Origin of the sequence: Providencia rettgeri, assembly GCF_001874625.1 — a bacterium.
Taxonomy (GTDB): domain Bacteria; phylum Pseudomonadota; class Gammaproteobacteria; order Enterobacterales; family Enterobacteriaceae; genus Providencia; species Providencia huashanensis.
In genome coordinates this window covers 1,508,379-1,529,364 of the sequence record NZ_CP017671.1, presented here as the reverse complement: position 1 = coordinate 1,529,364, position 20,986 = coordinate 1,508,379, and the positions used below count along the sequence as shown (strand labels likewise).

Sequence of the window (20,986 nt, the reverse complement as noted above, 5' to 3'; positions counted from 1 at the left end):
CGGTTAATCTTCCCCTTTAGTTCTAAACCAAAAGCCTATTTTTACTTTCTTATCGCCTCTGAGTAGCGCTCATTAGCCCATCATATAAAAATAGTGTAATGGTGTAATAATTAGCTTTCTAATGCTTTGGTGATTTTCTCAAATAAATCACCAGAAAGGTTATCTAGGGCTTTCAATTGTTCAAGCACTTTACGCATTTGAGCCTGACGCTTTTCGTCATAACGTTTTAAACGGATCAATGGTTCGATCAACCTTGATGCAACTTGCGGATTACGCGTGTTCAGATCAACCAAGATCTCATATAGGAACTGATAACCGCTGCTATCTTCCGCATGGAAATTAACTGGGTTCCCCGCGGCAAATGCCCCTACTAGCGACCTTACTCGATTTGGGTTACTCATGCTAAATGAACGGTGATTTAACAGCTCACGCACATGCGATAGCACCTCTTTCGATGGGTTTGCCCCTTGTAATGTAAACCACTTATCCATCACCAAGCCATCATGATGCCAGCGTTCATCAAAATCAGCCATTAGCTGTGCTTTGCACGGTAACTGAGATTCATTCGCTGCCGTTAATGCAGCAAGAGAATCGGTCATATTATCCGCAGATTGGTATTGTTCTTGCACTAACTTATTCGCTAGTTCAATGTCATCACCCGCAGCCAAATATTGGAGGCAAATATTACGTAATGCACGTTTGGCAATGTCCTGATGATCAACGCGATAACCCGTGATATTGACCGAATGGTAAACAGCCAATAACTCATCCTGCATGTCTACCGCAAGTTTATGGTGGATAAAGTTCAGCACCTCGTGAATGGCGACAGGGTCAATAATGGCAAACAGTTCAGCAAGTTCGCTTTCTGATGGTAATGTCAAGATCAACGCTGCTAACGCAGGGTCAATTGATTCACTCAATAACACCGCTCTAAATGCATCAACGACAGATTCAGGTAAAACTAACTCTTCCCCTTTCTGATAGTTAGCGACATTAATTTTTACGTAGTTATTAATCAGTTGCTGAGCAGCATCCCAACGGGAAAACTCGTTATTGGCATATTGCATCAAGAATGCAAGTTGCTCATCGGTATAGTTATAATCCAGTTTTACTGGAGCAGAAAACTCCCGTAATAATGAAGGAACCGGACGGCTTGCCACTTCATCAAATACAAATGTTTGTGACTCTTGAGTAATATTTAAAACAGAGTTAACAGCACTACCATCACGTTTTAACGCAATCACGCTACCATCTTCAGCATATAGCTCAATATCTAAAGGGATATGTAATGGCAATTTTTCAGTTTGGTCAGCCGTTGGCGGCGTCATTTGCTTCACATGCAGGGTATACTGTTGTTTTTCTGCTGAATATTCATCTCGTACCGTAAGTATTGGTGTACCTGATTGGCTGTACCAACGGCGAAATAGTGATAAATCGACATTTGAAGCATCTTCCATTGCTTGTACAAAATCATCACAAGTTGCTGCACTACCATCATGGCGATGAATATAAAGTTGCATACCGGCTTGGAACATTTCTTCGCCCAACAGGGTATGGATCATACGGATCACTTCGGAGCCCTTTTCGTACACAGTCAACGTATAGAAATTATTCATTTCGATCACTTTGTCTGGGCGAATTGGGTGCGCCATTGGGCTTGAATCTTCAGCGAATTGGGCTGATCGCATCACTTTTACATTGTTAATGCGGTTAACAGAGCGGGAACCTAAGTCAGAACTAAATTCTTGGTCACGGAAAACCGTTAACCCTTCTTTTAAGCTTAACTGGAACCAATCACGACAAGTGATTCGGTTACCTGTCCAATTATGGAAATATTCATGCCCAATGACTGACTCGATATTGAGATAATCTTTATCTGTTGCTGTCTCGCTTTTAGCTAAGACATATTTAGAATTAAAAACGTTAAGACCTTTATTTTCCATTGCACCCATATTGAAGAAATCAACAGCAACAATCATATAGATATCAAGGTCATACTCTAAGCCAAAACGCTCTTCATCCCACTTCATTGCATTTTTCAGAGACTGCATTGCCCAAGGTGCGCGGTCTAAATTGCCTTTATCAACAAACAGTTCTAACGCCACTTCGCGGCCACTGCGCGTAACAAACACATCTTTTAAAACATCAAAATCACCGGCAACGACGGCAAATAAATAACTTGGTTTTGGGAAGGGATCTTCCCATTTAACCCAATGACGCCCGCCTTCTAATTCACCTTCTGCAATACGGTTACCATTTGAAAGTAAATAAGGGTAGCGAGACTTATCCGCGGTAATTGTTGTGGTATAGCGCGCTAAAACATCTGGCCGGTCTTGGTAATACGTAATATGGCGGAAACCTTCTGCTTCGCATTGGGTACATAAAGCATCACCAGAAACATACAAACCTTCTAATGCAGTATTTTTTTCAGGGCTAATTTCATTCACAATACGCAAGGTAAAAGATTCTGGTAGTGCTTCAATCACTAACTTACCATCAACTTCGTGATAGTTTTCCCATGCTTTACCCTCTATTTCGAGACTAATTAACGATAAGTTTTCACCATTGAGCTCAAGCGTTGATGACTGCGCATTAAGGCGTTTTACCTGACTAGTTGCTGTCACAACCGTCTTTACAGGGTCAAGATTAAAATCGAGGTCAATCGCTGTAATGGTATAATCGGGGGATTGATAATCTTGACGGTATTTCGCTTGTCTTAACTGGGTCATATGTAACCTTTCTAATTTGTTATATCCGATATCGTACTGCTTCGTTACTTCATACAATACTATAAGACACAATAATGTGAATGGATTTGAGAAACATTTTCATCATAATGTGTTATCCATTTTAATATTGATGTTACCTTTCTATTTCTCACCCTAGCTAATTTTGTTACACAATCGTTTGTTTGTTGGTGCTATAGCACTATCAAATATTTTATAGCATGTTAGTATCTTTTCGTGATTAATGCTTTTGTATGTAATGACGAGATACGGTATGACTGAAATGTATTTACCTGATTTAACTACTTTACATAAAAGCGAATGCGTGAATTGAGCTTGCGAATGCCCTCTTAAAACAGACAGGTAGAATAACGCTTCTATCTTTTGGTAAAGTGGGTATACTTTTGCAACTTTAACGATTTAGCTAATTGCTACGTGCTGTTTTATTTTGTTTTTTTAATGGGGTGAATTTCAAGTTTAAACTCTGTGAGTTATCCCTATAAAAACAAACAGCCTTAGTCATAAAGATAAGCTCCGCGAGGATGTCTGCGTGCCATGAACTTAGACGCTACACCAATTATTACATCACTGCTTGATACCGACGCTTATAAGCTTCATATGCAGCAGGCCGTTTTCCACCGTTATCATCAGGTACCGGTTGTCGCTGAGTTTCGCTGCCGTAGTAGCGATATATTAGGTAGCTACGCTACTGAAATCAGGCAACAAATCCAGCAGATGGCAAAACTATCACTGACTGATGATGAATTAAATTTTCTCCGCCGCTTACCTTTTTTCCATGAAGACTATCTTACATGGCTAAAATCATTTCGTTTTAACCCACAACAAGTGGTTGTTAGTGTGACTGACGAAGGGCAACTGGCAATACGCATTAGTGGCCCTTGGCGCGAAGTGATTATGTGGGAAGTTCCTCTTCTTGCCCTAGTAAGTGAAATCGTGCAACGAGATAGGCACCCAAACATCACAACTGATGATGCGGTCCAACAACTGAAAAAACTGTTAGATGTTTTTTACCAACAAGCTGACGAGCACCAACTTGACCTATCCGGCTTTAAGCTGATGGACTTTGGGACGCGGCGCCGCTTCTCATACGGTGTCCAATCAGCCATTGTGGCTATCTTGAAACAGGAATTCCCTTACCTTGTTGGCACCAGTAATTACAAGCTCGCGCATGAGCTAGATCTTGCGCCAGTAGGAACCCAAGCCCACGAATGGTTCCAAGCGCACCAGCAAATCAGCCCTGAATTAGCAAATAGCCAGCGTGAGGCTTTGCAAATTTGGTTAGATGAATACCCTAATCACCTCGGTGTTGCCTTAACGGACTGCATCACGATGGATGCTTTCCTACGTGATTTTGATGCTAATTTCGCCAAACGCTATCAAGGGTTACGCCATGATTCAGGGGACCCTATCGAATGGGGCGAAAAAGCAATCGCTCATTATGAGAAGTTAGGTATTGACCCAATGAGTAAAACTTTGGTGTTTTCAGACAGCCTAGATCTACAAAAAGCACTGGAGTTATACCGCTATTTCCACAAGCGGGTTAATCTTGTATTTGGTATTGGTACGCGCCTAACCTGTAATATTCCCCATGTTACGCCACTGAATATCGTGATTAAATTAGTGGAATGTAACGGTAAACCGGTTGCTAAGTTATCTGATAGCCCAGGTAAAACGATTTGCGAAGATGATGAGTTCGTTAACCAACTGAGAAAAGCGTTTGACCTCCCTAAAGCCTGCTAATCACGTAACAACCTTAAAGCTCTGAATAAGAATTGACATTTTTCTTATCGGGGCTTTAAAACCCCTTTTTCTTTTATTCACTTACTATTACTATAGCTTTTAAGCTCGATAAATCCTCATCACTTAAACAGAAATATTTTATCGTGATTTTTTACTTGTTTCCTAATAAATGGCAAGTAACATAGAGCTTTGGCCCCTGAAACATGGGATTTCGTAAGTATACCCCTACTTTACTGTTTTATTTATCATACACTGGTTGTTTTGCGCTTTAACTAACAACACCGCAATGCAATTAAAAAATGAATTTAATACAGCTTGAATGGCATCCTAAATAATTCGAGTTGTAGAAAGACGGCAAACAAATTGGGCCCTAAGAGGATACATAAGTATGTGACTAGGGTCAGTTTGTGAAGCCAACGCATCTACAGCTCGAAGTATGACGGATTGAGATAGTAAAGTAGATATTGTTAATATGAAGAGAGTGAATTATATGATAGTAGCGCCTGTAGTCGACGTACTGCAAGGCCGAGTGGCGGTAGGCACAGAAGTCACCGTTCAAGGCTGGGTACGTACAAGAAGAGATTCAAAAGCGGGTTTTTCTTTCCTCGCCGTTTATGACGGTTCTTGCTTTAATCCGTTACAGGCTATCATCAATAATAACTTACCTAATTATAATGATGAAGTCCTGCACCTAACTACGGGTTGTTCTGTTCAGGTTACGGGCGTTATAAAAGAGTCTCAAGGCCAAGGGCAGTCCTTTGAACTTGATGCAACCGCAGTCAAGGTGGTTGGTTGGGTTGAAGACCCTGAAACTTACCCTATGGCAGCGAAACGCCATAGCGTTGAATTCTTACGAGAAGCCGCACACCTACGCCCTCGAACCAATTTAATCGGTGCGGTTGCACGCGTGCGCCATACCTTAGCACAAGCGATACATCGTTTCTTTGATGAGCAAGGTTACTTCTGGGTTTCAACCCCTATCATTACTGCCTCTGATACCGAAGGCGCAGGTGAAATGTTCCGTGTCTCCACACTGGATTACAATAACTTGCCGCGTAATGACAAGGGCGAAGTCGATTTCAGTGAAGACTTCTTTGGCCGTGAAGCATTCTTAACGGTTTCAGGCCAGTTAAATGGTGAAGCCTATGCAACTGCACTGAGCAAAGTGTACACTTTTGGCCCAACCTTCCGTGCTGAAAACTCCAATACCAGCCGCCACTTAGCTGAGTTCTGGATGGTTGAACCTGAAGTTGCTTTCGCTAACTTAGATGATGTTGCAGGCCTAGCAGAAAAAATGCTGAAATTCGCCTTTAAAGCCGCGCTTGAAGAACGCCGTGACGACTTAGAGTTTTTTGCTCAACGTGTCGATAAAGACGTTATCACTCGCTTAGAAAGCTTTGTTAACTCTGATTTTGCCCAAGTTGATTACACCGACGCGATCAAAATCCTTGAAACCTGTGGTCAGAAATTCGAAAACCCAGTTTACTGGGGTGTCGATATGTCATCTGAACATGAGCGCTACTTAGCTGAACAGCACTTTAAAGCGCCTGTGGTAGTAAAAAACTATCCGAAAGACATCAAAGCTTTCTATATGCGCTTAAATGAAGACGGTAAAACTGTTGCTGCAATGGACGTTCTCGCACCGGGTATTGGTGAAATCATCGGTGGTTCACAACGTGAAGAACGCCTTGATATGCTTGATGCACGCCTTGAAGAAATGGGCATGAATAAAGAAGATTACTGGTGGTATCGTGATCTGCGCCGTTATGGCACTGTGCCTCACTCTGGTTTCGGCCTTGGCTTTGAGCGTTTAGTGGCTTATGTCACTGGTGTTGGTAACGTGCGTGAGGTGATCCCATTCCCTCGTACGCCTAGAAACGCTGCATTCTAATTGCGTTTTTTTGGTGCAATAGTGATGTAAAAAGCGGACTAAACATATTTTGGTCCGCTTTTTTGTTCAATAATGCTTTCATTGGCTAATCATTCCAATGCGTTACATTAAATTACAGTAAAATATTAAGTAGATCACAACTTTTCCCTTAATACCTTATAATTATCCGTAAAGTAACGCACTGCCTGCTACCGCTAAGAATAATCTGCTTTTTTATTATATTTTTGCTTTTTGCTAATCATAAATCTTCAACTTAACTGGCCTAAGTTGCTCAAAAAAAGCTCAAATTATCTTTTGAAAAAGTTCCCTCTTTTTTGTAATATTTTTTAAACTGGTACGATGAGTGGTTGTTTTTTACTCTATTTTTTACATTTTGAAACACCTTGTTACCATTTGTTTCAGAAACTTTGATTTTGTAGCACTTTGAGGGTGGATAAATTTATTTAGCAATGGAACACTGGTCGCCGACATAGACGACACTAATCTCTCATAAATAGTTCCAATTATTTTTTGAGAATTATTTTTGGCAGTGGCAGGTGTCCGAATAACACCAATGAGGGTAATAATAATGATGAAACGCAATATTCTTGCAATGGTTATCCCAGCTCTGTTAGCTGCTGGTGCAGCAAACGCAGCTGAAGTATACAACAAAGACGGCAACAAATTAGACGTTTACGGTAAAGTTGACGTTCGTCACTACTTTGCAGATGGTAAAGGCAGCAATGGAACTAAGAGCGAAGATGGTGATGATTCACGTGTTCGTTTAGGTCTGAAAGGTGATACTCAAATCACTGATCAACTGACAGGTTTTGGTCGTTTCGAGTGGGAAACTAAAACCAACAAAACTGAAAACAACAATGACAACAAAAACCGTTTAGCATACGCAGGTCTGAAATTTGCTGACTTCGGTTCAATCGATTACGGCCGTAACTACGGTGTTGTATATGATACAGCTGCATGGACCGACGTTCTGCCATTATGGGGCGGCGACTCTATGGCTCAGACTGATACTTACATGACTGGTCGTAACCGTAACCTATTAACTTACCGTAACAACAACGCGTTCGGTTATGTTGATGGTCTGAGCTTCGCTCTGCAATATCAAGGTAAAAATACCGAAACTAACAAATCTGGCGTTTCTGATGTTTACAAAAACAACGGTGATGGCTACGGTTTCTCAACAGCTTATGACTTAGGCTGGGGTGTAACACTGGGTGGTGGTTACTCTAACTCTGCTCGTACTGAAAACCAGAAAAAATCAGAAGCTACTGGTGACCGTGCTCAAGCATGGAACGTTGGTGCGAAATTTGACGCTAACAACCTTTATTTAGCAGCGATGTATGGTCAAACTCTGAACATGACTCACTACGGTAAAGATGATTTAGTTGCTAACAAAACTGAAAACATTGAATTAGTAGGTCAATACCTGTTTGATTTCGGTTTAAAACCATCTGTTGCTTATGTACAGTCTAAAGGTAAGAGCCTGAACAACCGTGCTGGTGTTAGCTATGGTAACGAAGACATCCTAAAATATATTTCTGTTGGTTCTTACTACTACTTCAACAAAAACATGTCTGCAGTTGTTGATTATAAAATCAACCTGTTAGATGACAACAGCTTCACTAAAGCTGCTGGTATCAACACTGATAACGTTGTTGGTTTAGGTTTAGTTTACCAATTCTAATTATCAGTTAACTGATAAGTTAGAAAACGGTAACATGTTTTTGCAAGCAGCGCTCCGGCGCTGCTTTTTTTGCCTTTAAACGCTGACTAAATTTTTATACATCAAACCACTATATCGACAAGACAGACTGATTCACCAACTTTATAGATATTTATGGTTAGATTACATGCAATTCCTACCTAGCTCACAAGATCTCGCCAATTTATCGCAAAACGGTTGGCAAAACGCCTTTCTCACGTTACCCTGATAACTCGACTCGTTCGACTAAACCCGTTTTCAGCTATACCCTTTATTTCAAGCAGTATGGGCTTTTTACAAGCAAGGATAGCCAAAAGCATTCTCACTTAATGCCTTCATACGCTATGAACTGTATTGGGTAACCACAACAGAGCTTTGGAATCGACAACATGTTTGAAAAAATTACTTCTGCCCCCGCTGACCCAATTTTAGGTCTTGCTGATAGTTTCCGTGCTGATCCCCGTGACAATAAAATCAACTTAGGTATTGGCGTCTATAAAGACGAATCAGGGAAAACCCCTGTGCTTGATACCGTAAAAAAAGCAGAAAAATTCCTGCTAGACAACGAAAACACCAAAAACTATCTTGCGATTAGCGGAATGCCAGAATTCGGCCGTGTAACACAAGAACTGTTATTCGGTGTACAACATGAAATTGTCACCTCAAAACGTGCCCGTACTGCACAAGCCCCTGGGGGCACTGGTGCCCTGCGTATTGCAGCTGACTTTATTGCTAAACAAACCAATGCAAAACGTGTTTGGATCAGCAACCCAACATGGCCTAACCATAAAAATATTTTTGAAGCCGCTGGCTTAGAAGTATTAACTTACAACTATTATGATGCAGCAAAACATGGCATGGATTTCGACGGCATGCTAAGTAGCTTATCCACTGCGGTTGCAGGGGATGTTATTGTCCTACATGGTTGCTGCCATAACCCAACAGGGATTGACCCAACTGCTGAGCAATGGTCGAAGCTGGCTAACTTGTGTGCAGAAAAAGGCTTATTACCTGTTTTCGACTTCGCCTATCAAGGTTTTGCTAAAGGGTTAGATGAAGACGCTGAAGGCTTGCGCATTTTCACCCAAAATAACCCAGAAATGATTGTCGCCAGCTCATACTCTAAAAACTTCGGTTTATATAATGAGCGTGTCGGTGCTTGCACCATTATCGCTAAAGACAGCGACAACGCAGAGCGCGCATTTAGCCAAGCAAAAGCGGTTATTCGTGCAAACTACTCTAACCCACCCGCTCACGGTGCAGCAGTGGTTACCACTATCCTTTCTGACGATACCTTAAAAGCAGAATGGGTCCAAGAACTAACAGCAATGCGTGAACGTATTAAACGTATGCGTCAGTTACTGGTTAAAACATTGGAAGAGAAAGGCGCTAAACAAGACTTTAGCTTCATTATCAACCAAAACGGTATGTTCTCCTTCAGTGGTCTCACAAAAGAGCAAGTAGAGCGTCTACGCAGTGAATTTGGCATCTACGCCGTAAGTTCTGGCCGTATTAATGTTGCAGGCTTAACACTGGAAAACATGGTTCCACTGTGTGAAGCCATCGTAAAAGTACTGTAAAACTCATAAAGTACACCCCAAGTTAGCCCCATATTTTATTGGGTTCTAATTTTGGGGTGTTTTTTTAGGAGTATAGTTCACTTTGAAGAGGAATCGCTCATATTAAAGCTTATTCCTCTAATCATTTGAAAGCTAATTAGCGGCTGATACGCTCGTCCCCTCTAATAAACGGTTCATAAACGGTAGAGGGTCCCAACGGTTGCGTAGGTGGGCTGACATATTCGTTGCCTCAAAAGTACTTTCGTATTCAAAACGTGACTCAGCATAAAGCTGAATAAGCTTATCTACCGTTTTCTCAGCTTGCCCATTCCATTCGTCCCCATCACACTTACGGAACTTTATATCTGTTACATCTGTCATCGACATTAAATGGTTACTATGATAAATCTCCACTTTTCGACCAGTATATGATTCATAGACACTGAGTGTTTTTGATGAATCTATTTGCTGTACCATCACTGGGGTCACATAAAAATTAACCAAAACAACCTGATTACGACCAGCCAAATCCTCAATCTTCACTGTTGTATTGCTTTCATAACCATTAACAAGATAAGTATCATTACCTAACCCACCAGACAAGGTGTCGTTACCCGCAACGGAGATCAATAAATCTTTATCAACTCCCCCGGCGAGAATATCATTACCTTGACCACCAAAGAGCACGTTATTGCCCCCTAAAGTCACTATCCTATTATCTCCTTTACCCCCTGAATTATCCGACCATGCCCAGTATGGTCCAAAACAACTAAGTTTCCTTCCTTAGTCTTAATTAACCAATGAGTTCGAGCATAATTTGGGTTTAAAATAGTTGGGCCATTAGTAGGTACATGTAATGACTCTAATAAAGCATCTGGCGTTCCATTTAGTAAATGAGTTAATGTATCAGCTAGTTTCCAATGACCTTTTTGCCCTGTTTTTTCAGCGATGGAATAACTATCTGCAAAGTATTTAGCTAAAGGCTCCATCCCATCTTTTGTTAATTCCTGCAACTTATGCGGCAATTTAGGGTGCATGTAGACCTGACATACAGCGTCTTTATTTTCTTGTAGAGATGGCTGTTTTATTTTAATAATTTTGCCTGATTTTGATATATAAATGCGATAAAGAGCACCATTATCCACACCTTCAGTAATGTTTTCACAGTCAAAATACAGTAAATGAATATTATTTTTCCCTTCAAGATCCTCGATATAAACAACCCCTCTATATCGACAATCAATTAAATAGTTATCATCGCCCTCCTTACCCATTAAAGTGTCGTAACCAAAATCAGAGAATAATAAATCGTCCCCATCTCCGCCCGAGAGAAAATTCATTCCTGAGCCAGCATACAGCACATTATTACCTGAAACGGCTGTTATCGTATCATCACCGTCCCCACCGATCAGCACACGGCTAAACCCACTATGGTCAAGAATAATATCATTTCCTGCTTGCCCGTTTATCAGTAATTTTTTACCAAGGTACCCCATTGGAATATTAATGGTATCATCGCCATCGGTGCTGTTTGCAATGGGATTTGAAGGGGCAATGACACTATTTTCACTCTTCAGGTCGATACAAAACATATTACTGTACTTATCTTGAATAAGTACCGCATTATTCATACCCCCATCGAAATTCTGAAAACGAAAGCTCAGTGTTGTCTTTTCGAACCTATCTTTGAGCAAAAGCTTTTGCCCATTCATTTGTAGTTGGTAGCCATTTACCGTAGGTAATAAAATAATAACCTTATCTTGATCTGTAAAATGGTCTTTGACATTAGCAAAATCAAATACAATATCTTCATTGTTATCGTCAAGTTTATTTATTTGATAACTATCTTGGCCCAATGTGACTTTTATATGGCTCCCCGATGCTATATGGGAGAGGATATTGTTTTTTTCACTTCCAGTATAAGTTAAATTCTTAGCTTTACCTATTGATACTAACCTTCCCCATTTAGGTGAGTGATATACTCGTGTTTTATTAACTTCAATCTCATCTTTACTTTCATCAATATAAACACTTTTTTCACCTGAATATAGCGTTTTATCATTATTTTGAACATATAACACATTGAATAGTTTTCCACGTATAGTATGTTCAGGATTATTTTCTTTTGGGAGGTCAACTAATTGACTAATTAAGGCAAAACCATCGTTAGTATTTAAGTTATAACTATGATTGCGTTTACGAACCCCATCTATATCACGATATACATTATTTAATTTTATGGTGACTTCACTCTTAACCTTATCAAATACATATTTATCTGTCTTATAATCATCAACCTGTATTTTAAGGTAAAGGTCGTTACCATTGATATACATATCCTTAATTTCACTTAATGAGTATTCAAGATCAACCCAACTCACTGACTCGCTATTCTCTTCAATAATAACATTAGCTTGAAATCCTTTATTTCCCCCCTGATAAATAGGGTTGATATAATGTTCTTTTTCAACTCGGAATGCTTTTTTATTATATGACATTTTTGTTTTATAAAGATCATCTACATGAGAAGCCCATTCGAACCGTTTAATAAAGTAACTATCAATCCCACTGCCACCAATGGCTTTCCCTTTTGTTAGCGCTAATCGGTCATCTCCACCATATCCATATAGCGTATCTTCCCCTAACCCGCCATTGATATTATTATTTTCATCATCGCCATGGATAATATCATTAGTATTATCAATAAGAGTAATATTTTCAATATTTTTAGCATCAACAACATCAATAAATTGATGTTGATATTTAAATTTAGATTTAGACTCCTCGCTGCAGAAATACGCAACCTTATTTATCCTTAAATCGATATAAACATGATAGCCATTAGGCAAATTATCAATAAATAAAGTGTCGCTTCCTGATTGGCCATCTAGAAACTTCGTTACTTTGCCATCATTTGACTCCAATGATGTTAAACTATTATCCCTTAAGTAAAAATAATCTGACTTTGATCCTGTAGCAAAATACTTTTCACCCGATAACACCTGAAGAGCATACATTCTGTCGTCTTTTCCAATAAGATAATCAACACCATTTGCGAGATTAATACTACTCCCCTTAGTCTCATCAATATCTATAATATTCGCAATTATACCAGGTTTATTCTCAATATATTCATTGGTGTTGTCTGCATATTTACGGATAGTGAAATTTTTTTGCGCAGCAACCTCGGTTTGTTTAGAATAAAAACTTAATTGTTCATAATCCGAAGCTGTAAGCTGCTTTTCTATACTCTGTGTTAAATTACTTTTTTGAATTCCATGTTTTTCTAAAAACTTATCAAATAATGGGTTTTTATAGTTTGTGTTAAAACAATAGCCCTCATTAGACGCTACTGTCCCAGTACGGACAACATCAGTAACCTCCTTGAGAACTGTCTTAAATACAACTCGATCTTCTTGCCCAGTAACTCTTTTCACCCTCCCATCGGCTTGCAAAGAATAATTTTTAATTAAAAAATCAGCTTCACTGGAAGTAAATGAAGGGGCTCCACGTTTGGTATAACGATAAACATAATCCGAAAAACTTAAACGTACCCCCCACCACATACCACCAAAATAATTATTATTAGTATCTACAAGATAATAACGTTCTTCTGATTTATTAGTCGGCTTTTCAATTATACTCAAGTGATGATCAAAACCTGCTGGGACAAACCTTTTTTCAAACAGGTCTATATCCATCTCTACATCTAATTTTTTAAATGCTTTTATGTAATGCACAATCGCCATTTCTTGCTGGCTACGCAGGGTAGGTTCAAAACCAAATGCACCACGAAGCCCTTCTTCCAGTTCCCTATCCCAGCTAATATCAATTACCTCTTTGATATTTTCAACTGCGCGGGCACCTTGATATACCAAACCAGAAACCAGTAAAACGCCCCCAACAACAAGGCCCACTACGGGAATAGTAGAAGAGCCAATTATGACACCAATAACGGTGATGCCATTTAACACACAACTGGCAATAGAAAAAGTCGCATTAACAATCAAATCTTGCCGCTGTTTTGGATCTGAAACACTATCAAGTTTAGATAAACTGTCATACGCTTGGTAAGCGTCAAACCCCATTCCGACTAAATTAAATATAATCACTGTTCCCGCTGCAATTCTGCCACGGATTAACGATGTTGCCCCCCCTTTACTAGCTATATTTAATAAAATAGGTTGTACAATCATGTCTCCATAATTAGCAATTGCTGAACCACAAATAAGGTAAAATTGTTTTTCTAACTCAGCACATTCCTCATCCGTTAAATCAGGGTTATCTAATTTTTTCAAGATTAAATGTATACTAATTAATGTTTGTACTGCACCAACTCCACCCATTACTTGGCCAAACCGATTACCTATTTGTTGAAAACGCGGTAACTTAGTTCCTAACGCTCTTAAGTTCTCAATCATCTCCGGTGTCAATTTAGACACATTAGGGTCGATGTTTCTTGCAATATACTTCAACTGCTTTTTCAATACCGCGCTGTCTTGAAAACCAGTGTTATTATCTGTGATAGGAATATGATCTACGTCGCCTAATTGCTGATGAAGAATCCTGAGCAAAACAAGGTCCGATTCATTTCCATCAACTAATGTTAATTCAGCCGCAAGCTTTTCGGGATGAAATCGCACTTTTTTCTGCCAACCATTTTTTTTTGTATGATCTGCAGTAATAAGTTGACCATTAATAGTCACCCCTAAGTTTTGTAACCTTGCCAAGGCAATTTTTTCACCATTAAAATTCACCCAACTGTTTTTATCAGCAACAGTGACAGAATTAATAAGTGCAGTTACGTTCTTTCTATACTGCTCATAATCATGAGGTATACGCTTGATACTGTTATCATCAAGTGCAATAAATTGCATATCTGCCGAATAAAACTTACCATTATTATGACTTCCCTCTCCAAAGCCTGCCTGTTGGCCCCGAGTTATAGTCTCTCCATTAAGTAAACTTACATTTTCGTTAAAATAACTATTGACTTGCTTCGCAAATAATTTTGATGCTAAAGAACGTTGTTCATTACGAATACAGAGTTGTAAACCATTAGGATCAAGTAAGCGGTATTCATGAATGTTACCTCGGGTCGTATATTGAATAGTATATGTTGTGTTCTTACCTTGAAGGAATAAAAGTGAATGACCCTGGGAATGGTAAAATTTATTATTGGCTGATATAACATATTCAATAGATTGCCTCGCTTGTTTCTCTCCCTTATTATCAAACCCATCTACAATATTATTTGAATAGCGCTTTATTTCATTAAGTAACTCGGTTTCTCCCTCGGTTAGGGGCCCATTATAGCGTTTCTGTTCTAGCTTAATTTGCCACTCAATAAGATTTCTCGCCGAGTTTTCATCTCCTAACTGAGACTCAACGGTATAAATTAACCCCATCTTTCGGTCAAAACCTGCTGCATCTCCTTTACGTCTTAACCTATCATAGTTAATCATATTCACTTGGCTATCAGCAGACCACTTACGCATCTGATTACACAGTTCATTATATTGCTGTAACCGCTGATGACGCTCAACTTGATGTTTATGTAATGCCCCTGCAAATGAGAGCCCTTTTAATGGTGCATTTTCCCCATCAAAATTGTCCTTGTTAAGCCTTAAAAATGAATTAAGGTCCTCGGACATTAATGAAAATGCATTTACATCTTTAGCTAACGCAGTGACTTTGCCACGATCAAAATCATTAATGGCAGGAAATATCGCTTTCAATTGTAAACATGATTTTTCGCTTAAATGATGTAATACAGATGGGTCATCCTGTATCGCATGCAAAATAGTAAGTGTATCTTTAGCTTGCTGTTGTAAATCCGTAGACAGACGAGCCTCAAATAAATTGTCCCAGTGAGCTTTATTTTCAGTTGTATCATTGCTCAGGTAATGGTTAACTTTTGGGGCTATTAATGGATCATATAGTGCTATTTTCAGCTTATCTGCACTAAATTGGCCGTACGCATCGTCAAAGTAACTCACTAAATAAGGGTGCTCTGCCAAACGAACATGCTCCAAACTGATATCTTTTGACGCTATTTTCTCTATTAAAGATTGAACTTGTTGATGATGTTTTGTATCTAAATAGTTTTTTACCGTTGGTGTCTCTTGGTGCATTACCCCCACTAGTTGCTCGGCAGCACTCCCCTTTCGCTGATCAAGCTCTATAAATAAGCTACTCGTAATTTTTATTTTTTGTTTATTTATAGCGTGGAGCGACATACTCTCCTCTGCTGTAAATGGATATTTTTCCTTTACCTCCGTAAGAACCGAGAACAAGCCATCGATTGGTTTATTCTTTACCCCATCATTAGCGATAATAACCCACTTTACTGCTTTACCGCTTTCTAGTAGTGAAGGAATATTATTTTCCCCGTATTCTACCGCCCAGATTTTATTATCTGTGTCCGCTTGCAAAATTAGTGTGTTTTCTGGGTTTTTACCTGCTAACCGCTCTGCTTGCACCTTCCCCTTTAGGTCCTCAGTAGCGCGCACAATAATAGAAAATGTTGAGGTGTCCTTCTGCAAATGAGATTGTAAATGTGCTTGATGCGCTATACTATCTTGATTAACCGTAGGCCATATAGGTGTTGATTTAATCCCTAAGTCATTTAATTTTTTAGTGAAGTGTGAATGAAAATCGCTAGGTAACTCCTGATTATGCTGTTTTAATTCATCAACAAAAAATTGATAAGCTTGAGGGTTATAGATTATTTTTTTTATTAGAGAAAAATCTAAATCTTTGAATGATGAAAGCCTAAATATTTTCATTGGGTCTGGTTCAACATAGTTATTTAATTGCGATAGTTTTAATTCTCCTCGACGTAGCTCATTAATAAAATATAATGTACTAGATTTTCCATTTATTTTTACTTGCCCTGTATTAAGATCATATTGATATATAAATTTATAACCCTTAGTACTATTTCTAATGGAATTACGTTCCCCCTCCACAACCATTTTATGCCCATAATTATAATTGGTTATACTTCGATTATATGCAACTATTGGCATATTCATCTTATTATTAGCAAATAGATTTGTAGCCTTTAATGCAAAGTTTTCATATATTCCTCCCCTACCTAAATTGCACCCCATTAGTACTAGTTTATCGGGGACCGTATTTTTCAATACTTTCTTTTTCAAATAGACCATCGCATCTGTATATTTCTTTGCACTCCTTTCTGCATATAAGGTAGGTTCTCCATCATCAAAATAAGAACCATGCCCAATGGTTATCCAGCGTACTTTCCCTGTAGTTATTTTTTTTAGAGAGCCATATAATACCTTATGTTTTCGACTACCTAAATCGTATTGAATCACTGTACTATTGTCGGGGTGTTTTGAGAGAGCTTTAGCTACCACATCCGCTGAAACTTTATCCCCTTGTAATTGAATAATAACGTTATGGTCATATGCTGTAGGGTTCGCCTGTTTATTATCCCTAGATTCAATGTTAATTGCCGTTAATTTATGATACACTTTAATAGGGTCACACCAGGTATTAATTGAGTGCGCCTTTGAAGCCAAGTCACCAGCTAGAGACGCATGATGGCTACCATTAAAATTATTTTCATGTATATCAGAAAAGTCATTATCTAATCCAACAACCGCTTTTCCGAATACGCCTTCCATATACCTACGCCTATTAACAATTAGCGCCTTATCTACTTTGTTATCCGTTGAGCCTTGCTCATGATTATCTGAACTCGGTATTATTCTATCTGAGGTTTGTTCACTGTTATCTAAATTCTGATCTATCTTATCATTAAATATTGAGATGCTTTTTTTTCTTTTAATCTCACCATGGTTTACAATATACCCTTCCGATTTTTTTCTTTTAGGTTCAAATAACCTACCGTTCTCACCTTCGCTCCATTTTCTATTTAATGGTGCTCGATAGCCTTGATTAATTAACAACTGCTGAAAATTAGACAACTGTTCGACATCATTAATAATGATGGCACCATGAGGGTTCATCTCAAAATAAGTATCAATAGGTTGAGTTGTTCCCGACAACTTATTTTTCCCTTTTAAACTCTCAGGTAAAAAGAAGGTAATAGGGAAGTTATCCTTCATCACACTCACGGGGTTTGCATCATCAGAACCATGATGAACTAATTCAAAGCCCTCAGTTCTCCCTAGCTCTCTATTAAGCTGCCTATTAACCTCTTTTATTCTATTATTGATAATGCCATTTTCTTTCCCTTCTTTCTTATTATATTCTGCCTCATTATTATACAGTCTCTTTTGAGCTGGCGTTAACTCCTCATAATTTACACTCGCTTTCCATTCTTGCCAATCAGGCATTTCCGTAACTTTAACATAATGCTCTAACTCTGAAATTGGGAAGATAATGCTAAAAATATCATAATCAGCCGTCATTGCCTTACCCGTTTTAGGATCACCTATCACAAGAAAAGGTTTAATTTCATTATTTTCTTGATAAGAAACCTGCCAAATATTACCTTTTCCTGAAGGGCTTTTTTTTAATAAAAAGGTATGTTCTTCCCCATCAATAGTTGAGCTAGTTTTCTTGTAATCCCCATCATCTGTATCAATTAGTGGCGTGATGGTTTTATAGTTAATTAATTCATTAATCCGTTCCGAACTAATTTCAAGGGGAACCGCTATTGCATGCTTTTTATCAATAGACTGTTGCACATAGTCATTATATTTGCTTTGCTCATCTCGACCCGATTTCTTAGAGAACTGCTGCAAAACTGGAATAAAACCACTGTGTGGGCCCCAGTCAGAACTTTTACCTTTAATTGTTAATCCCTTACTACTGTATATGCCTAATTCGATTAAACTAGCCGATTTATAGTCAACAGGCCGAATACCAATGGTAATATTATATTTATCCGCAACTTTATTAATCGCTTTTTGGTGGTTTTCTGGGACCCCCGTAGCTATGGTTGGTTGGTCACCCATACGTGGAACAAGGTGCAAATTGACACTTTTATAATCTCTATCACCCTCTTGTTGAGGTGGTGAAAAAGCATTTATATCAAATTGTTTACTTACTAAGTAAACTTGATAATCATCTTGGCTAATAAATTTATCACTATTAATTTTTGATAATGCATTTACATTATCCTCAATTATTTTAGTAAGCTCACCGCTATTTAAAATATCAGTATAAATGAATGATGTCTTTCCGTTCAGTGTAACCTTTAGTTTAGCTATTTGATTTTTTTGATTAAATTCCACATAGGTTAATTTACATTTTTGATCACTACTAATGTATGCCAATTTTCTTTTTACTAATAGCGTATTTTCCGTAATTAGTTTATCTCGATTATTTAATTCCTTCAGTTGAAATGGCCTTCCGATACTGTCACTAGGGTTAAATGAAAATGTTCTAATTTTATAATCATTATTCTTAACCTTACTAAACCTATATTTATCTGCATTAATTTTTACAAATGTATCGATATAAGAAATAAAACTGTCTTTTTTGTTAAATGTCATGACTCCAGTATCAGGATCAAAGAACTTATATGTCCACACCTTTGTTTTTTGATCATAAATTATGGATATCGCCATTGCATGGCTAGCTGAACAAAACTTAATTAACAGTGGTTGATTGCTTGTATTTATATGTGAGTAGATTTTTTCTTTAAAGCGACTCAATGTGGTTTCATTAGCTAAGTGTGTCGTAAAGTTCTTACTATCAACTACCTGAACACCTTTACCATTCCTATTGTCTTCTAACTCTAAATAATTATCTCTTTGAATAACCTCTGATATTGTATTAATGAATATTTTGGCATCATCAGTAGTAAAACTCGATGCTAGATTTCCCCCCCCAATGCTAAGTTTATCTTTTAGCTTTATAAAAAGCTCATCTGATGCGATATCTTTCCCTGCCTTTGTTTTGAAAAAATCACTATCAGCATCAGCCAAAAGCGCATCTGTATAAATTTTAATTTTTAATTTTTGTAACTCTGCCAAATAATTATAATAATTAGCCTCTCTACCATACATACTTTTGCTAACAGCATAATTTGTATTGACAATATCATTAATATATTTAACAAAACTACGTCCATTAATCTCTTCATATTTAAAGTTATAAATATAATTATAATGACGTACTGATTTTATATATGAAAGCTGTTTTTTAATTACATCTGATACATGCTCATTAAATAATGATTTAGCATGTAACTTCAAGGCATCATTTCTAGCTTTATCTAACGGGGTTAAATTATCATCATTTGAATTTATAATAGAATAAAGTTCATTTAATTGCTCGATATATTTACCCCCTTGATTATTCATGCTGTAAACTAAAAACTCATCCGTTAGCCCATAGCAATACCCTGAGAAACTAGAATGAGATATACCATTATTATTTATTAACTTAATAAACAAATCATGATTTTCAGTATCATTAACATAGTCATATAATACATATTGATTAAAATTCACATCTGTATTTTCTACTTTCATAATAATTCCCTTTAATTAATAATTAATGTATGTTATTGAAATTAATATTTAAAGTAACAAAGTAATTTATTAATAACCATATCAATATGAAACATTCGGATAAAATGTTTCGGATAGTAAAAATTAACATAGGGTAATTATCAATGATAATTAACTATAAAAAACATACCCAATTCTTAGGGTATGTTTTTAAATTAGGAAGGAATGACTATTTTTGTTAATTACCAAACAGGTAATTCATCTTGTAAGAAAGGGTTGGTTTTGCGTTCAAAACCTAAATTAGACATTGGCCCATGCCCCGGTATAAACTGGTAATCGTCACCTAAAGGCAGTACTTTAGTTTTAATTGATGAGATTAAATCTTGGTGATTACCACGAGGGAAGTCACTGCGACCTACCCCACCCTTAAATAACACATCACCCATTGAAATTAGCTTATCATTGTGATTCACAAAAATAATATGACCGGGTGTATGCCCTGGGCAATGCAACACATCAAATGAAATGCCACCACAAGTGACTGTATCCCCTTCTTCTAGCCAATAGTCAGGCGTAAAATCAGGACATTCCCCTATATAAAACATGGCATTTTGCTCAGCAAGATTTTCAATCCAAAACGCGTCTTCTTTTTGTGGCCCATAAATAGGCACAGAGAAATGTTTGGAAAGTATAGCTGAAGCACCGATATGGTCAGAATGACCGTGGGTAAGCAGAATTTTAGTTAACTTTAGCCCTCGACTTTCAATGGCAGAAATAATTTTTTCTGCCTCACCGCCGGGGTCAACCACAACCGCTTCTAACGTATTTTCATCCCAAATAACCTGACAGTTTTGCATAAATGGTGTTACTGGGATAATAGTATATTTCATCGG

General features: G+C 37.9%; 8 protein-coding genes. 4 read left to right on the top strand and 4 right to left on the bottom strand.

Annotation, left to right across the window (positions count from 1 at the left end; translation table 11 throughout):
• Nucleotides 1-110 precede the first annotated feature (110 nt).
• Nucleotides 111-2,729 (bottom strand): aminopeptidase N, encoded by a 2,619-nt coding sequence (gene pepN / locus RB151_RS06720; protein WP_048606602.1) that lies wholly within the window; start codon nt 2,727-2,729, stop codon nt 111-113.
• 552 nt (nt 2,730-3,281) lie between these two features.
• On the opposite strand from pepN, the gene pncB reads away from it, so the two are divergent.
• The 4 genes from pncB to RB151_RS06700 all read left to right on the top strand — a co-directional run bounded on the left by pncB (nt 3,282) and on the right by RB151_RS06700 (nt 9,660).
• The gene (gene pncB, locus RB151_RS06715; protein ID WP_071547898.1) at nt 3,282-4,487 is read left to right on the top strand and encodes a nicotinate phosphoribosyltransferase; all 1,206 of its coding nucleotides are present in this window, start codon (nt 3,282-3,284) and stop codon (nt 4,485-4,487) included.
• Between the two features lie 490 nt (nt 4,488-4,977).
• Nucleotides 4,978-6,378, top strand: coding sequence for an asparagine--tRNA ligase (gene asnS / locus RB151_RS06710; protein WP_071547897.1), 1,401 nt, complete (start codon nt 4,978-4,980; stop codon nt 6,376-6,378).
• A gap of 568 nt (nt 6,379-6,946) precedes the next feature.
• On the top strand, nt 6,947-8,062 hold the full coding sequence (gene ompC / locus RB151_RS06705) for a porin OmpC (RefSeq protein WP_269466238.1): 1,116 nt from the start codon (nt 6,947-6,949) through the stop codon (nt 8,060-8,062).
• A gap of 407 nt (nt 8,063-8,469) precedes the next feature.
• On the top strand, nt 8,470-9,660 hold the full coding sequence (locus RB151_RS06700; RefSeq protein ID WP_071547895.1) for an amino acid aminotransferase: 1,191 nt from the start codon (nt 8,470-8,472) through the stop codon (nt 9,658-9,660).
• 132 nt (nt 9,661-9,792) lie between these two features.
• Here the strand turns inward: RB151_RS06700 and RB151_RS06695 are convergent, their stop codons facing one another.
• The 3 genes from RB151_RS06695 to RB151_RS06685 all read right to left on the bottom strand — a co-directional run bounded on the left by RB151_RS06695 (nt 9,793) and on the right by RB151_RS06685 (nt 20,983).
• Nucleotides 9,793-10,347, bottom strand: a complete 555-nt coding sequence (locus RB151_RS06695) for a hypothetical protein (RefSeq protein WP_071547894.1) — start codon at nt 10,345-10,347, stop codon at nt 9,793-9,795.
• The gene (locus RB151_RS06690; protein WP_071547893.1) at nt 10,347-20,114 is read right to left on the bottom strand and encodes an anthrax toxin-like adenylyl cyclase domain-containing protein; all 9,768 of its coding nucleotides are present in this window, start codon (nt 20,112-20,114) and stop codon (nt 10,347-10,349) included. Before RB151_RS06690 ends, RB151_RS06695 begins: the two co-directional genes overlap by 1 nt.
• A gap of 221 nt (nt 20,115-20,335) precedes the next feature.
• Complete coding sequence (locus RB151_RS06685) at nt 20,336-20,983, bottom strand: MBL fold metallo-hydrolase (RefSeq protein ID WP_071547892.1); 648 nt, start codon at nt 20,981-20,983, stop codon at nt 20,336-20,338.
• Nucleotides 20,984-20,986 lie beyond the last annotated feature (3 nt).

Excerpts from the sequence above, each read along its gene's own strand:
- pepN (WP_048606602.1), bottom strand. The coding sequence starts at position 2,729 with ATGACCCAGTTAAGACAAGCGAAATACCGTCAAGATTATCAATCCCCC.
- pncB (WP_071547898.1), top strand. The coding sequence starts at position 3,282 with ATGAACTTAGACGCTACACCAATTATTACATCACTGCTTGATACCGAC.
- asnS (WP_071547897.1), top strand. The coding sequence starts at position 4,978 with ATGATAGTAGCGCCTGTAGTCGACGTACTGCAAGGCCGAGTGGCGGTA.
- ompC (WP_269466238.1), top strand. The coding sequence starts at position 6,947 with ATGATGAAACGCAATATTCTTGCAATGGTTATCCCAGCTCTGTTAGCT.
- RB151_RS06700 (WP_071547895.1), top strand. The coding sequence starts at position 8,470 with ATGTTTGAAAAAATTACTTCTGCCCCCGCTGACCCAATTTTAGGTCTT.
- RB151_RS06690 (WP_071547893.1), bottom strand. The coding sequence starts at position 20,114 with ATGAAAGTAGAAAATACAGATGTGAATTTTAATCAATATGTATTATAT.
- RB151_RS06685 (WP_071547892.1), bottom strand. The coding sequence starts at position 20,983 with ATGAAATATACTATTATCCCAGTAACACCATTTATGCAAAACTGTCAG.